General features: G+C 37.3%; 15 protein-coding genes and 1 pseudogene. 6 read left to right on the forward strand and 10 right to left on the reverse strand.

The genetic code is table 11. From position 1 onward, the window contains the following. The 4 genes from ADH52_RS05605 to ADH52_RS05620 form a co-directional block, all read right to left on the reverse strand. Positions 1-385 (reverse strand): DUF443 family protein (locus ADH52_RS05605; protein ID WP_049510518.1); only part of this gene is annotated, 385 nt, incomplete at its 3' end. Between the two features lie 9 nt (positions 386-394). Next, positions 395-1,849: a hypothetical protein gene (locus ADH52_RS05610; RefSeq protein WP_049487075.1), complete on the reverse strand. Its 1,455-nt coding sequence runs from the start codon at positions 1,847-1,849 to the stop codon at positions 395-397. A 1-nt stretch (position 1,850) separates the two neighbouring features. After that, positions 1,851-2,192 carry a hypothetical protein gene (locus tag ADH52_RS05615; RefSeq protein ID WP_049510519.1) on the reverse strand — a complete coding sequence of 114 codons (342 nt, stop codon included), beginning with the start codon at positions 2,190-2,192 and terminating at the stop codon, positions 1,851-1,853. Further along, positions 2,185-2,493 carry a TIGR04197 family type VII secretion effector gene (locus ADH52_RS05620; protein ID WP_004269706.1) on the reverse strand — a complete coding sequence of 103 codons (309 nt, stop codon included), beginning with the start codon at positions 2,491-2,493 and terminating at the stop codon, positions 2,185-2,187. The genes ADH52_RS05615 and ADH52_RS05620 overlap by 8 nt, the downstream gene beginning before the upstream one ends. Before the next feature lie 171 nt (positions 2,494-2,664). Between ADH52_RS05620 and ADH52_RS11850 the strand changes: the two are divergent. After that, positions 2,665-2,748 (forward strand): annotated as a pseudogene (locus ADH52_RS11850) (IS3 family transposase); the annotation flags it as partial. Between the two features lie 48 nt (positions 2,749-2,796). Here ADH52_RS11850 and ADH52_RS05625 read toward each other — a convergent pair. Beyond that, on the reverse strand, positions 2,797-4,785 hold the full coding sequence (locus ADH52_RS05625; protein WP_049510520.1) for an ABC transporter permease: 1,989 nt from the start codon (positions 4,783-4,785) through the stop codon (positions 2,797-2,799). 1 nt (position 4,786) lies between these two features. Then, the gene (locus ADH52_RS05630) at positions 4,787-5,545 is read right to left on the reverse strand and encodes an ABC transporter ATP-binding protein (protein ID WP_000173372.1); all 759 of its coding nucleotides are present in this window, start codon (positions 5,543-5,545) and stop codon (positions 4,787-4,789) included. A gap of 444 nt (positions 5,546-5,989) precedes the next feature. On the opposite strand from ADH52_RS05630, the gene ADH52_RS05635 reads away from it, so the two are divergent. Together ADH52_RS05635 and ADH52_RS05640 are read left to right on the forward strand one after the other, a co-directional pair. Beyond that, entirely contained in the window at positions 5,990-7,984 is a 1,995-nt protein-coding gene (locus tag ADH52_RS05635; protein ID WP_049510521.1) for a DUF1430 domain-containing protein, read from the forward strand. Position 7,985: 1 nt separating this feature from the next. Continuing rightward, the gene (locus ADH52_RS05640; protein ID WP_049510522.1) at positions 7,986-8,636 is read left to right on the forward strand and encodes an ABC transporter ATP-binding protein; all 651 of its coding nucleotides are present in this window, start codon (positions 7,986-7,988) and stop codon (positions 8,634-8,636) included. 99 nt (positions 8,637-8,735) lie between these two features. On the opposite strand, the gene ADH52_RS05645 is transcribed toward ADH52_RS05640, so the two are convergent. The 4 genes from ADH52_RS05645 to ADH52_RS05660 form a co-directional block, all read right to left on the reverse strand. Next, positions 8,736-9,008 carry a PspC domain-containing protein gene (locus ADH52_RS05645; RefSeq protein ID WP_001085044.1) on the reverse strand — a complete coding sequence of 91 codons (273 nt, stop codon included), beginning with the start codon at positions 9,006-9,008 and terminating at the stop codon, positions 8,736-8,738. A gap of 58 nt (positions 9,009-9,066) precedes the next feature. Next, positions 9,067-9,516, reverse strand: a complete 450-nt coding sequence (locus ADH52_RS05650; RefSeq protein ID WP_049510523.1) for a SprT family protein — start codon at positions 9,514-9,516, stop codon at positions 9,067-9,069. After that, the gene (locus tag ADH52_RS05655) at positions 9,503-11,632 is read right to left on the reverse strand and encodes a Tex family protein (protein ID WP_049510524.1); all 2,130 of its coding nucleotides are present in this window, start codon (positions 11,630-11,632) and stop codon (positions 9,503-9,505) included. Before ADH52_RS05655 ends, ADH52_RS05650 begins: the two co-directional genes overlap by 14 nt. Before the next feature lie 424 nt (positions 11,633-12,056). Further along, positions 12,057-12,437: a PBECR2 nuclease fold domain-containing protein gene (locus tag ADH52_RS05660; protein ID WP_049510525.1), complete on the reverse strand. Its 381-nt coding sequence runs from the start codon at positions 12,435-12,437 to the stop codon at positions 12,057-12,059. Between the two features lie 155 nt (positions 12,438-12,592). On the opposite strand from ADH52_RS05660, the gene ADH52_RS11765 reads away from it, so the two are divergent. Genes ADH52_RS11765 through ADH52_RS05675 form a run of 3 tightly spaced genes read left to right on the forward strand, consistent with a single transcriptional unit; the run spans position 12,593 to position 14,442 of the window. Continuing rightward, positions 12,593-12,724 (forward strand): SPJ_0845 family protein, encoded by a 132-nt coding sequence (locus ADH52_RS11765; RefSeq protein WP_004234728.1) that lies wholly within the window; start codon positions 12,593-12,595, stop codon positions 12,722-12,724. After that, positions 12,725-13,630: a permease gene (locus tag ADH52_RS05670; protein ID WP_049510526.1), complete on the forward strand. Its 906-nt coding sequence runs from the start codon at positions 12,725-12,727 to the stop codon at positions 13,628-13,630. After that, positions 13,627-14,442: a TIGR03943 family putative permease subunit gene (locus ADH52_RS05675; RefSeq protein WP_049510527.1), complete on the forward strand. Its 816-nt coding sequence runs from the start codon at positions 13,627-13,629 to the stop codon at positions 14,440-14,442. Before ADH52_RS05670 ends, ADH52_RS05675 begins: the two co-directional genes overlap by 4 nt. Positions 14,443-14,470 lie beyond the last annotated feature (28 nt).

The raw sequence follows: 14,470 nt of genomic DNA on the forward strand, positions 1-14,470 counted from the left end.
GAGAATAGTAAAATAATTCAACCAGAACATATGTTAAAAGAAAAGTCATTAAAAAGAGTGCCATTTTCGTAAAACTTGAAAGATTCGTTTCAAAATACTTAGTGATATCAATCTTGTTAACCCGTAACCAATTATATAAAAAGATACTCAGCCCAGCACCGAGAGAAGCTGAAACAGTGAGTTTTGTAGCACGTCCAGTTTTTTCTTTTATTTTACAGTACTCATCCGATGTAATGGGATACACATGTTGAAAGAAAAGCCAATTTATAGGTGGAAAAAGATATCCTCTCAAATGACATGGTCTTCTATCAAGTAAATAGTATTGATGATTGAATTCAAATACTAAATAACGAAAATTTCCATAAGTAAAACGAATTTTTTCCATCATTTCTCATTAGTCAAAGGGGTTAAGGGCACTTAGCCCACCTGAAATGGCATTTCCTACATCACTTACCATCTCACTGGCCCAATTTTTTGCACTTTCAACACTATTTGATATTGCCTGACCTACGTTTTTCCCTACATCATCCAAAAATGCCCCTGTAGTGTCTAAACCATCTTTAAGCCCTAAAAAGTTATTTTCATAGGCTTTATTAAACAACCAAGTAACTCCAACTCCAATAGCAAATGATGCAGTCGCTACACCAACAGCAGCCCAACCAACAGGATTACTTCCCAAAAATGCTCCTAAAGCTACTGTAGTTAGCTCCGCAGCTCCAAAACCAATCCCTGTTGACAAACCATTATGCACAACTGCCTGACCAATACTTTTATCTTTGTTAACAATATCATCATACATTCCAAGACCAAAGCCAATTCCCATTAAGGAACGGCCACCCCATTTGCCCCAGTTCGCTATATTTGTACCTTTTTGAACCAAAGCTTGACCTATACCAGTTTGTTTAACTAAAACAAATGAAGTTGAGGCTCCGTTTAAAGCAAATGTACTAGGGCCTTTAATTCCTTCTAAAATAGTAGCTAAACCACCAAAACGTTGAACCCCTATTCCAAGTTGCTCAATTATAGTTGCAAGTAAGTCAAACTGCGTGCTATTTTTATCATAATTCTCTCGAACTAACTCTAATGCACTTTTTAATTGCTGAATCAACTCAGGTGAAACTAACTCTTCTGGATGGGACCGAGCATAGGTAAGTAAAGCTTCAATGTCCTCTATTGTTAATCCCTCTCCTGATTTCAACTTTTCTTTGTCCAATCGTCTTCCCCAAGACTCGTGGACCTGTTTAACCCACATCAATTCCTCTTGAGGTGGAATTACAAATGTTTTTGTTTCTTCATTCCAAGAGCTTTTTGCTTGAGATAACCCTTGCCTTACTACTTGATAAAGACCATCTATATTTGAAAAAAGACCTGATGATGAATTATGAAATGTCAAAAGTTTTTGAAGCTTATCCTCCAATTTTTGTTTGACTTTCTGTTGAATCTCAATATGTTCTGTTAAACTATTAATAAAAAAATAGTCTGGTTGTTCCACACGATATTCCATGTTTCGTAGTTTCTGATAGTAAACAATACTTTTATGTGCTTGCGCAATTTTTTGACGCAACTCATCTTCTCTTAAACTTACACTATCCACTTCACTAATGAATTTATCCGGAAGACTCAATGTTGCTTTTTCTATTTCCTCATTTAATAAAATGCAAGCTTTTGTTAATGGAATCAATATTTGACTACAATAAACTTTTGCAGAATCATAAGCTAAACCAGATAAATCTCCACTGTTTGATGAAAAATCATTAAGAGCCTTCTGTAAAGATTGATAGGCTTGATTTTGATTCTGTAGTGCTCTTGATGTACTACTTGCCTGATTCTTGGATTTCCATAAATACATATCAACCCCCATTTTTTTCTCTCACCTCTCTTTCTAATTGTTTCAATTGTTCTTTATCAATTTCTAATAGTTTTTGTGACTGTTTAAGTAACTCTTCCTGTTCTTGAAAATAGGTTTGAAGTTTTTGCGATGCCTGGAGATGTTGTGATTCTAAATCTTTAAAATAATAACTATCGTCAGATTTACTCATCAACTCTGCAACTTCACTAAAAAAGAATTTACTTTTTTTAGTAAGTTGATCATATTCATCTCGTACAATGTATAGATGACGTTTCTTTACTTTTAGAGATTCTTCTCTTTGTTTGAGTGATAACTCTAAATTAATGATATCACGATTAACCATTTAACGTAAACCTCGTGCTAGCATCGTCAATGCGTGACAATTGGTTTGCTACTTTCTGATCCATAGCATGAAAAGCTGAAGAAAGATTATGAATATTCGTTGACATCGCTGATAATACATTACCAATTTGACTCGCAGTAGTTTGCGCTAAATCAATTGCAGAGGAAGCTTTTACATTCCCCGCTACAGTTGTCTGATTATCTTTTTCAATTGCTATAAGATTAGCAAGACTTTCTGTAGCTTTTGCAATCGCCGTTGCTCTTTGAACAGCTAAAGATGTTACACTTTTTATTTCACTCATTATCGGGTTCCTCTAAAATATTTAACTATCACGATTATATCATAAAAATTTAAAAATATTTTAATATTCTCCAAATATGATTGAATACAACCTCAAAATTTTGAAATTGGCAATACATTGTTATTTCACTAGAAATTGCAGTTCTTTAAAAAATTAATAAAGCAATTATTAACTATATTTTTCTATAACAAACGAATCAAAGCCAAACTAAAAAGACTTAGCCCTGTACAATACAGAGCTAAATCCTTTGGATAAATTAATTGTCTAACTTTTGGGGGTCAGTATATATCGAGGTATCTTTTTTTACATTTGGACAATCTTGCGATAACTTCTTGAAGTAATCATGAAAATCAGCACATAGGCGATGAGGAAGACAGCGCAGATAGACAAAGTCACTGTCAACATCATAGTCGCATCCAGTACACCTATCACTTTAAGAATCAGGCTAAGCATATGATAGGCAAAGGCTAGGTGTAGGAAAGCAAAGAGCAAAGGGAGGAAGAAAACAGTTAAAACCTGTTTGTTAATGGTTTGCTTGATTTGCTTTTGATCTAAACCGACTTTCTGCAAGATAATAAAGCGTTCACGGTCTTCATAGCCTTCAGAAATTTGTTTGTAATAGATGACCAGAACCGTTCCGACCATAAAGATAATGGATAGGAAAATACCGATAAAGAAGACACCACCAAAGAGGGCACTCATTTGAGCACTAGCATCTGCTAGATTGCTACCATACACATAGCTACCTTCCGTGTTTAATTGAGCATTAAACTGGCTGAGGTATTTATCATATTCTTCAGCGACCTTGAGTTGTTCTTCTTCGTTGGCATTTACATTCATACCACCGTAAAACTGATTATAGATAGCCGAATCTGGGAATTGATCCAAAAAGGCTTGTAAATTAGGTACAACAAGGTAATTGTAATCAGCAGTCAAAATATTAAACTGATTTGGAACATGGTTTACAATGAAATCTTTAGTAAATTCTTCTTTGACAGAAAATTGATGATCATTTAGAGTTAGAGCTTTCTGTTCTTTAACTCCCTCATTCTTTGCAAAGAGTCCGACCTCATTTCCTGATAGAGACAATTTTTGGCCAGTCATATTTTCATAATCTTTTTGGTCAAATACCATGAAAACTGTTGTGGGTTGGACACGATTTTGTCCTTTTTCAAAAAGGGTTAACTTGCTACCTTCTTGGTTTGCAACACCAAAGTAAGCGTAACGAAGCACTTCTTTCTCTTTAATCTTATAACCTTTATCACTTGCAAACTGGCTCAAGAGTTTGTCCAAGTCTTCTTTTTCAACATTTTGCCCTGAAACCCCAAAATCATGAGGATTTAGAACTTTTTTAAAACTTTCTGAGGCATTGAAAATACTAGTCGCTGCTGACAAGGTTACCAAAACCATTGTTGACAAAATAGCGATAGTTGCTAGTCCAACCGCATTTTTCTTCATACGGAAAATCAAGTTGGAGACTGAGATAAGGTTATTTGGTTGGTAATAGTATTTTTTGTTTTTCTTTAAAATTTGTAGGAAAACGGTAATCCCTGCATTAAACAAGAGATAGGTTCCAAAGATAACCAGCAAAACAGCTAAGAAGAAGGTTGTTAAGGCTGTAAGAGGATCTTTTACAGTAAGGGAAAGATAATAGCCAATCCCTAAACTTATGGAACCAAGAATAGTTTGGAGAGGTAGGAAACGACCTTTTTTCTCTCCGCTTGCTTTCTCACGAGAGAGCTGGAGGGCATTCATACGGGCGATTCGAAGGGCATTCAGGAACATGAGGCCTAGGAAAATCAATCCAAAGACAACAAGTACTGCAATGACAACATTCATTTGGAAGGTAGCGACCAGCTCAACCTTCAATTTCATCAGTTTGAGCAAGAAAGCGAAAATTAACTTGTCAAACAAGGCTCCAATACCGATACCTGCTCCAACAGTTAGAATCCCAAATACCACTAACTCCTTAAAGGTCATACTGATAAGATGACGCTTCTCCAAGCCCAACATGCCATAAATTCCTAGTTCCTTAGAACGGTTTTTCATGACAAAACTATTGGCATAGAGGACGATAATGGCTGACGCGAGGGTGACGACAACCATACCAAATCCTAGAGTAGCTTGAATGGTTGTCCCTCCACGGATTTCAGAAATCTTGGGATTGAAGGTTAGAGAGTAAAAGAGATAGGTGACAGTGACTGCCAAGAGAACAGCCAGCGCAAAAGGATAGTAGAGTTTGCGGTTTTTAATCAAGTTCGATACCGCTAACTTATTGGTTAATCGAAACATACTAATTCACCTCGCTTGCCATGACAGTCAAGGTATCAGAGATTTCTTGGAACATCTGACGTTCTGTCTTCTCTCCACGGTAGATTTGATTGTAAAGAATGCCGTCTTTGATAAAGAGTACACGTTTAGCTCTGCTAGCTGCTGCTGTTGAGTGGGTTACCATAAGAATGGTTTGGCCACGCTCATTGATTTCATCAAAAACATCAAGAAGAGCTGCAGATGATTTGGAGTCAAGGGCGCCTGTTGGCTCATCCGCAAGGAGAATTTCAGGTTCTGTGATGATGGCGCGGGCTACTGCTACACGCTGTTTCTGCCCACCTGAAATCTCGTAAGGGTACTTCTCTTGCAATTGGTTGATGCCTAGATTCTCAGCTGTCACTACCAATTTCTTCATCATCTCCGTAATGGGTCTTCTTGACAAGACAAGCGGAAGCAAGATATTGTCCTTAACAGACAGAGTATCTAGCAAGTTAAAGTCTTGGAAGACAAAGCCCAACTTTTCACGACGGAAGCTAGAAGCCTGTGAATTTTTAATGGTTGCAGTGTCAGTTCCATTCAAGTAAACCTGACCACGTGTTGGTTTGTCCAGCATAGCTAGGATATTGAGAAGAGTTGATTTACCAGAACCAGACTCACCCATGATGGCAACGTAGTCACCTTTTTCCACGGTAAAGTGAATATCCTTGAGGGCTTCTACTTGGTTGCCCTGAAAACGAGTTTTATAAATTTTTTGAACGTGTTTTACATCTAAAAGTGTCATGAGAATCTCCTTTCTTAATATCCCATCAAATGAAATGTTGCTTGTATCATAGCGCATCCCAGTTGAACACGCTCGATATCTTTGTGGCTTGGTTTTCTTGTTTTCTTATGTAAGATTTGTTTCATGATGTTACTCCTTTGTTCTTTATGAGTCTAGTTTACATCAAAAAAAGACTGCTTGCCATAACCTAACCTTACAAAAAAGGCTTTAATCTTACATTTTTGTAAGATTGGAGAATTTTTTGAAAATATCTACTATACGAAGTCCTATCATCACTTGTTTTATTTTTAAAAAAGGAGTAAAATAAAATTATGAAAGGGTTTTCTTCGATACCTTGTAAAACTTTAGTTTTTTAGTGCTTATTTTAAAAAGTAGTAAGCTATAATTCGCATAACTGCAATGAAGAGGGAGGTTGATCTCCCTCTTTTTTAGAAAGAGGTTCCTATGAAACGTATATTTCTCTTCATCAGCAATCTTCTTCTGGCACTCTTTCTGATTGTTGCTTTGTCCTTTTGGAAAGACTCTCTTCCACAAACCCTGTTCCCAGGTGCAGCAGTATTAAGCGGGCAAGCAGATTATTCTACCGTTAAGGAAAAATTAAATAGTCTTGCTAAAGAACATAATAGTCTTATCGCAAGAACCATTTGGGAAGTAGATAGTGATGGAAAATCACAAACTTACTACGAAGTTTTTGGAGATGGGAAACTTCCAGACTGGATGCCTCAAGCAAGTCAAGAAAGTATCAATAAAAGTAATCTTCTCAACAATTACAATATTATCAGTGGCTCGCTAACAAATCAAGAATTAGCTATTCACCTTAAACAACTTGGACTAGAAAAAGTTAATACATTTGAAAATAATAGAGTCTCCTTCGTATTGACCCTCATTGCCCAACCCAATCAACTTACTAGTCTTTTCATTTTTTTATTAACCTTTTTATCACTTATTGTTATCGGACAGATTCAATCTCTCTCTCAATCAGGAATAAGACTGATTAATGGAGAACGTCTCAGAAATCTCTTCTTTCGTTCTATCATAAGAGACGGACTTGATATCCTTCTTTTCGGCTTGCCTGCTTTCCTAATAGCTAGTGTTTTAGTAATTTATCTAGGCTATCCTTATGAAATTCAGACTTTTTTAGTAATACTATTTATTTTTTATAATAGCCTGCTTCTCTTGCTAAGTCTTCTCATCGCTTTTCTTTTTACTATTTCTTTAAAAAGAGTTCATCTTATCTCTATCATTAAAGGAAAATTACCAATTAAGTCAATTTTACGTATTCTTTACTTTGGTCAAGCTCTGTCTATCTTATTAGTTATTGTAGGATTTGGGCGCTTGTCCATTGATCATCATATATTTATGAAAAATGAGGCTGGACAAGCTACTTGGAAACAACACTCCAATATTGTTAATCTTCAAACAGGTCGTTCAAGTCAAAGAAAAAATATAGATGAACTCAAAATGAATGCTAATAAATGGTTTGACTTTATTCAATATTCTTTAGAAAATGGAAATGCCTTTCTAGTCAAACATAATCTCGCTATTCAAGCTATAAAACATTCTCTTTCAACTCATAATGATTCTGAACAAAATCCCTATGACTTGGAAGGGAAAAATATTCTCTATGTAACACCTGACTACTTCAAAAAAGAAGGTATAGAGTTAACATCAGAAACCTTTAAAAAAATCAATAATCTAAAAGATGGACAGGTTCTTGTAATACTACCTCAAGAACAAAAGAAAAATGAGGAACAAATAAAACAAAACATACAAGAAGATTTAACTAATCGATTATACAGTAGTGATACAAAGCATAGAGTCGAAGTTAGTATAACTTATACTGATCAAAAAAAAGATGTATTCATTTATAATACTACCCATATTTCTTATGATCAATGGTTGTCAACCCCTATTTTTATCGTAGTTTCTCCTAAGGCACTTGGAAAAGATTCTTCTATATTTTGGTTTACGAATCTAGAATATCTCTATTTTACCAATTTACAGCAAACACAAGAACTTTTGAAGTACTATCAACTTGATACTATGATTTCAGGATTATCCTTTGCTAGAGAGACCTACCTCCAGTTAAATCAAAAAATTAAAATCGAAATTTTTAGTAACTTAGCAAGTGCTATATTTGCTATTTTGACTTCAATTTTGCTGTTTACAAGTTTAAATCTACTCTATTTTGAAGCCTTTCGCAAAACCATATTCTTGAAAAAAATAGCTGGTTATTATTTCTTTAAATTACACTGTAGATATATCACTTCTCAAATAATAGCTCTCTTTGTCGGAAGTAGTCTAGCTTTCATTATTTCTAAGAATATCTGGATTACCCTGATTTTATTTCTCAGTTTTTCAGGTTTAGCTGTTTCTCTATTGAAAATCTGTGATAAAAAGGAAAGTAAAACTTATGCTAGCATTATCAAAGGAGGATAGTATGATTGAATTACAACATATTTGGAAACAATTTGGTTCTCGTGTCATTTTTTCAGACTTGAGTCTTAATTTTCAAGGTGGTATGGTGTATGCATTGATAGGAGATAGTGGTTGTGGCAAAACCACTTTGCTGAATATGCTAGCAAAACTAGAGACTTTCGATAAAGGGGAAATATTTTACAAAGGAAATTCTTTGACTTCAATAAAAAATGAGGAATTTTATCGTAACGAACTTGGCTATCTCTTCCAGAACTTTGGACTATTAGAAAGTCAGACCATTCGAGAAAACCTTGAGCTGGGAATGATTGGTAAAAAAAAGAACAAGAAACAAGAAAAAGAGAGACTTTTTCTTCAAGCACTGCAAGCTGTAAGACTGGATTATCTAAGTCTCAACCAAAAAATCTATGAATTATCTGGTGGTGAAGCTCAACGCGTAGCACTTGCCAAGATTATCCTAAAAAATCCTCCTTTAATTCTAGCTGATGAACCAACCGCCTCACTAGATCCTAAAAATTCCAAGGAAATTATGGAACTTCTCCTTGAACTTCGCAATGCTAATAGAACAATCATCATCGCAACTCACAATCCTAGTATTTGGAAAATGGCTGATCAGGTAATTCGTCTTTCTAAAGACGAAACAGATTATAATTAAATACCAAAATCCCTTGTCGCTAAATAGCAACAAGGGATTTTCAGTCATTTATGTCACTTCTTTTAAATAGTGCAAATAATAAATATTTCCTTATTTACCTCACCAAAACCAGCCTTCATTATCGTCAATGGCTTGGGCTTCTTTGCGTTTTCGTGGGCCTGTTCCGTACATTTCTGCTTCGATTTCTTCCTTGGTAGGCATGATAGAAGCTAGGATGATATAGATAATCACGCCAAGTCCAAAGTTTGCAACTGTAAAAATGGCAAACAGAAAACGAACAAGAGTAACATCAAAGTTCCACTTGTCTGACAGACCTGCCAAAACTCCTGAAATCATGCGATTTCGTCTCATTTTATAAAATTTACTGTTCATGATATTTCCTCTTTCTGCTAGGTTAGACATAGTATATCACGGGTAGGCTCGACTTTCATCAGTCCTCAGGCTGATTTACTAGTAGCAATTTACCTCGACAAACTCCACAGCGATAGCGTTTAGTATCAATCCTTCTCTTGCGCTGATACCTTTGCTGGCAGGATTGGCAACGATAAAGCTTGAGTGGTTTAGAGTGGCTATTGGGCAAGGTTGGAACAAAGCGTAATCCATCCACTGCTTTCAACAGTTCCTTAAAATCCCGATCCTTGTGTTGATAGCCCTTCCCTTGAAAATAGAGGTGATAGTGACAGAGTTCATGGCGAACAATTTTCCTAAAAACGTCTAAACCCAGTTCCTGATAAACCTTGGGATTAAAATCCAAATGCCCATCTTTGGGGAAAAATCGCCCACCTGTCGAACGTAGACGAGAATTCCACTGAGCTTGATGGATAAAAGGTCTACCGAAGTCTCCTAGTGAAACCTGCTTAACGTAATCAGTCAGTTTCATTTGGAGCTAGAAGCGACAGATTGACTTTTTCACGTTCAGTATCGATTTTCTTAACCCAAACCGTTACCAAATCTCCGACTGACACTACTTGGCTAGGATGTTTGATAAATTTGCGACTCATGTGAGAAATATGAATCAAGCCGTCCTCGTGAATCCCGATATCAACGAAGGCACCGAAATCAACAACGTTACGCACCACACCTTCTAGCTTCTGACCGACAACAAGATCCTTGATATCCAGTACATCTTGACGGAGAACTGGAGCATCAAAAGAGTCACGGAAATCTCGACCTGGTTTGAGAAGATCTGCAATGATATCTTTAAGAGTTTCTGGACCAAGATTCAGTTCTTGCGCCATTTCCTTGACTGAAAGGGACTTGAGTTTGCTTTGGGCTTCTTCGTTTAGGTCTTTAATATCTAAACGTTTGAAGAGCTCCTTAACAGCAGCGTAGTTTTCTGGGTGAACCCCTGTATTATCAAGGATATTGCTACTTTCAGGGATACGAAGGAAACCAGCGGCCTGTTCAAAAGCTTTAGCACCCAGACGAGGAACTTTCTTGATTTGGGCGCGTGAAGTGATTTTTCCTTCCTCCTCACGGTATTTGACAATATTTTCAGAAATGGTTTTATTGAGTCCAGCGACATGGGAGAGAAGAGCTGGGCTGGCTGTATTGACATTGACACCGACTTGGTTTACCACTGTATCGACAACAAAGTCCAGACTCTCAGATAGTTTCTTCTGACTGACATCGTGTTGATATTGACCGACACCAATTGACTTAGGATCGATTTTGACCAACTCTGCAAGAGGATCTTGCAAACGACGGGCGATAGAAATGGCAGAGCGTTTTTCAACGGTTAGGTCTGGAAATTCCTGACGAGCAAGTTCGCTGGCAGAATAGACCGAAGCACCACTTTCATTGACGATAACATAGCTGACTTCAGGGAAATCTTTAAGAACTTCCGCCACAAAGGCTTCACTTTCACGACTAGCAGTACCATTTCCGATGGCAATGATTTCCACGCCGTACTGACCAATCAAGTCTGCCAGATCTTTCTTAGCTTCTTCGATTTGACGAGCTGATGCTGGTTTAACAGGATAAATAACCTGAGTTGTCAGCATTTTTCCTGTTGCATCCACGACAGCTAGCTTGGCACCTGTACGAAAGGCTGGGTCAAATCCAAGAACCACGCGCCCTTTCAGTGGAGCAACCAAGAGGAGATTGCGCAGGTTGTCAGAAAAGAGTTGGATAGCCCCTTCTTCCGCTTTCTCAGTCAATTCTGTCCGAATACGTCGCTCGATAGCAGGCAAGACTTTTTTCTTAACGGATTGCTGAACCACTTCATCAATATAAGCATTTTTCACCTTGAAACGAGTAGCAAAGAAGGCAAGAATACGGTCCGTCGCATGTTCAAAACCGACCTTCAAGACACCTAGCTTCTCCCCACGATTGAGGGCCAAGGTACGATAACCCTGCATATTTCCAACTGTCTCTGAAAAATCATAATAAATCTGAAAAACCTGCTTTTCATCGAGACTTTCATTCTTGACTTGAGAAGTGAGTTTAGAGTGTCTCAGCACTTCCTGATAAGTCATAGCACGTAAATTGACATCCTCCGATAAGGCTTCGACCAAGATATCAACTGCACCAGCTAAGGCTTCCTTGCCAGTCGCAAATCCTTCACAGACGAACTTTTCAGCTTCCTTCTCTAAGTCAGTTACATTCTGCAAAATCAAGCGAGCAAGAGGAAAGAGTCCAGCTTCACGGGCAATGGTTGCCTTAGTCCGACGTTTTTCTTTAAAAGGTAGATAGAGTTCTTCTACGTCTGCTAATTTTTCGGCAGCTAAGATAGCTTCTTCCAATTCCTTGGTCAGCTTGCCTTGTTCTTGAATCTTAGCTAAGACAGCTTCCTTACGGTCGTTGAGGTTGGTCAGACTTTTATCCAAGTCAATAATAGCCTTAATCGCCACCTCATCCAGACTACCAGTCATGTCCTTGCGATAACGCGCGATAAAGGGAATAGTTGCCCCTTCAGCTGTTAAAGACAAGACAGTATCAATTTGTTTTAAGGTCACACCCAAATCTTGGGAAATTTTTAAATATTTTTTATCCATAAACCTATTATACCATAAGCTAAACGTTTCAAATTACCTCTTACAATTTTAAAACATAAGTTGGGAAATAAATTTACTTCATTTCAATATTCTATTCATTGAGAAGGTTTCAATTTAAAATTCTACTAGATTACAAAAGAATCTATGAGTAATTTCACTGTTTTTATTTTTTACAAAACGCTTTATAAAACTATTTGTTGAAGTTAACGAATCAATTTTCAGAGCAAATAAAAAAACCTCAAGCCTGAGCCTGCGGTGAGTGTAATCTATTTTGAAATTTTAAACAAAAAAGGAGCATTTAAGCCCCTCCTTTAAAATAACGGACACTTGGCTGGTCGGTGTACCCAGCATCTCGGATACCTTTTTCAAGGTGCGGCAGGAACCTTTCTGCCCTCAAATGTCTTTCGTTAATGTTATTCTATCACTATCTACTTTTTTTGTCAAGCTTTCTCAATCTACCAGACTTGATACGACTTTGTAACTTGAAATCTTGTAAGCGATACATGGTCGGAACATAAAAGAAATCTCCACTTTTATGTAACTTGATGGCAACAAGAACATTATCATCAAATCTTTTAACATATTCAAAACTAGCATCTTTCTCTCGTGGATTAATGCCGACGAAATCTGGGTTCCTTAGTATGAGTTCTAGGTCTTCGATATGATGAATCACATCATTATGATGCCGTTTCAACATATGACTTCTTAAACCTTCTTTGTTAACTTTGATATCACTAGCTTCAAGAACAATATTAAAAATTTCTTTTACTTCGTCAGTAACCTGACCGATTTTTTCGTGTTCCATCATTTCCTCCGTTATTCCACAATTATTATATCACAATCATAGTGTATATTAGGATATATCAAGCTCTATTATTCGTTAGATACTCAATTTTAACTTTTCCCTTTTCCTTAAAATAATAGTATAATAGAGGTAGAATTTAGAATCGAGGTATCACTATGGCAGTAAAATTTACAAAAACGGACGACTTGGACAAGATGTTTGAAGAGTTTGCGAAACTCCCTGATTTGAAACAAGTCACTTTCCCAGATGACAAAGAGAAAAAAGCCAAAGCAGAAAAGAAAAACTAGATGACTGCTTTCCAACAACTCCCGTCTAGTGTGCTTCAGACTGGGGCTATTTTTCTCTCCATTATCATTGAAGCCCTACCCTTCGTTCTGATAGGAAGTATTGTCTCAGGACTGATTGAGGTTTATATCACACCTGACAAGGTTTATCATTTTCTCCCTCGAAATCGTTGGGGGAGAATCTTTTTTGGCACCTTCGTCGGGATGCTTTTTCCCTCTTGTGAATGTGGAATTGTCCCCATTATCAATCGTTTTCTGGAAAAGAAGGTTCCCAGTTACACAGCCGTTCCCTTTCTCGTAACAGCACCTGTTATCAATCCTATTGTTCTCTTTGCGACCTATTCTGCCTTTGGCAACTCCTTCCATATCGCCCTTTTACGAGCTCTTGGTTCTATTCTTGTAGCTGTGATACTTGGGATTTTTCTGGGATTTTTCTGGCAAGAATCGATTCAAAAAGAAAATCGTTTGGCCTGTCATGAACACGATTTTTCTCACTTGAGACCTGCAAAAAAAGTTTTTCAGGTCTTTGTGCAAGCCATTGATGAATTTTTTGATACGGGGCGTTATTTGGTATTTGGTTGTCTCTTCGCCTCTATAATACAGGTCTATGTTCCGACACGGATTCTGACCTCTATCAGTGCGACCCCTCTTTTTTCCATCCTACTCTTGATGCTTTTGGCCTTTCTTCTTTCTCTCTGTAGTGAGGCTGATGCTTTTATCGGAGCTTCTCTTCTCTCGAGTTTCGGCTTGGCACCAGTTCTGGCCTTTCTCGTCATTGGTCCAATGCTGGATATCAAAAATATTCTCATGATGAAAAATTACTTGAAAGCACGATTTATCAGTCACTTCATAACGATTGTGACTCTTGTCGTCTTAGTGTATTCTCTCTTGATTGGAGTCATCCTATGATTCGATTTTTAGTTTTAGCTGGCTATTTTGAACTGACCATTTATCTCCATCTGTCGGGCAAATTAAACCAGTACATCAACATGCACTATTCCTATCTGGCCTATATTTCCATGGTGCTTTCCTTTATCTTGGCTATTGTTCAATTGTATATCTGGATGAAGCAAGTCAAAACCCACAGTCATCTGAATAGCCGATTGGCAAAGGTGACGAGTATTGCTCTTCTGGCCATTCCAATTGTAGTCGGCTTAACTTTTCCAACTGTTAGCTTGGATTCTCAGACCGTTTCAGCAAAAGGCTATCATTTCCCCTTATCAGAAGGCACGGATCAAGCCATTCAGACCAGTGAAGGGACTACAAGCCAATATTTGAAACCAGATACCAGTTCTTATTTTTCAAAATCAGCTTATGAAAAGGAAATGCGAACTGCGGCGGATAAATACTTATCCCAAGATAGCATTTATATTACTAACGAAAACTATATGGAAGTCATGGAAGCCATCTACGACTATCCAGATGAGTTTGGGGGTAAGACAGTCCAGTTCACAGGCTTTGTCTATAATGATCCCAGTCATGCCAATAGCCAATTTCTGTTCCGCTTCGGCATTATCCATTGTATCGCGGACTCAGGTGTGTATGGATTGCTGACCAAGGGAAATACCCGTCAGTATGAGAATAACACTTGGATAACAGCTAAAGGAAAACTGGTCAATCACTACCATAAAGAACTCAAACAAAACCTCCCAACCTTGGAAATTGACAGCTTTACCAAAGTCGATAAACCAGAAAATCCATACGTATATCGAGTGTTTTAAAAGAAAAAACGAACAAGTTCTCTTCTGA

The sequence above is a fragment of the Streptococcus pseudopneumoniae genome, from assembly GCF_001072665.1.
Classification (GTDB): Bacteria; Bacillota; Bacilli; order Lactobacillales; family Streptococcaceae; genus Streptococcus; species Streptococcus pseudopneumoniae_S.

Bases quoted from the DNA above. Each gene is read 5' to 3' on its own strand.
- ADH52_RS05615 (WP_049510519.1), bottom strand. From the start codon at position 2,192: ATGGTTAATCGTGATATCATTAATTTAGAGTTATCACTCAAACAAAGA.
- ADH52_RS11765 (WP_004234728.1), top strand. From the start codon at position 12,593: ATGGCAGTAAAATTTACAAAAACGGACGACTTGGACAAGATGTTTGAA.
- ADH52_RS05650 (WP_049510523.1), bottom strand. From the start codon at position 9,516: ATGAAACTGACTGATTACGTTAAGCAGGTTTCACTAGGAGACTTCGGT.
- ADH52_RS05635 (WP_049510521.1), top strand. From the start codon at position 5,990: ATGAAACGTATATTTCTCTTCATCAGCAATCTTCTTCTGGCACTCTTT.
- ADH52_RS05620 (WP_004269706.1), bottom strand. From the start codon at position 2,493: ATGAGTGAAATAAAAAGTGTAACATCTTTAGCTGTTCAAAGAGCAACG.
- ADH52_RS05640 (WP_049510522.1), top strand. From the start codon at position 7,986: ATGATTGAATTACAACATATTTGGAAACAATTTGGTTCTCGTGTCATT.
- ADH52_RS05675 (WP_049510527.1), top strand. From the start codon at position 13,627: ATGATTCGATTTTTAGTTTTAGCTGGCTATTTTGAACTGACCATTTAT.
- ADH52_RS05625 (WP_049510520.1), bottom strand. From the start codon at position 4,785: ATGTTTCGATTAACCAATAAGTTAGCGGTATCGAACTTGATTAAAAAC.
- ADH52_RS05670 (WP_049510526.1), top strand. From the start codon at position 12,725: ATGACTGCTTTCCAACAACTCCCGTCTAGTGTGCTTCAGACTGGGGCT.
- ADH52_RS05645 (WP_001085044.1), bottom strand. From the start codon at position 9,008: ATGAACAGTAAATTTTATAAAATGAGACGAAATCGCATGATTTCAGGA.
- ADH52_RS05660 (WP_049510525.1), bottom strand. From the start codon at position 12,437: ATGGAACACGAAAAAATCGGTCAGGTTACTGACGAAGTAAAAGAAATT.
- ADH52_RS05610 (WP_049487075.1), bottom strand. From the start codon at position 1,849: ATGTATTTATGGAAATCCAAGAATCAGGCAAGTAGTACATCAAGAGCA.
- ADH52_RS05655 (WP_049510524.1), bottom strand. From the start codon at position 11,632: ATGGATAAAAAATATTTAAAAATTTCCCAAGATTTGGGTGTGACCTTA.
- ADH52_RS05630 (WP_000173372.1), bottom strand. From the start codon at position 5,545: ATGACACTTTTAGATGTAAAACACGTTCAAAAAATTTATAAAACTCGT.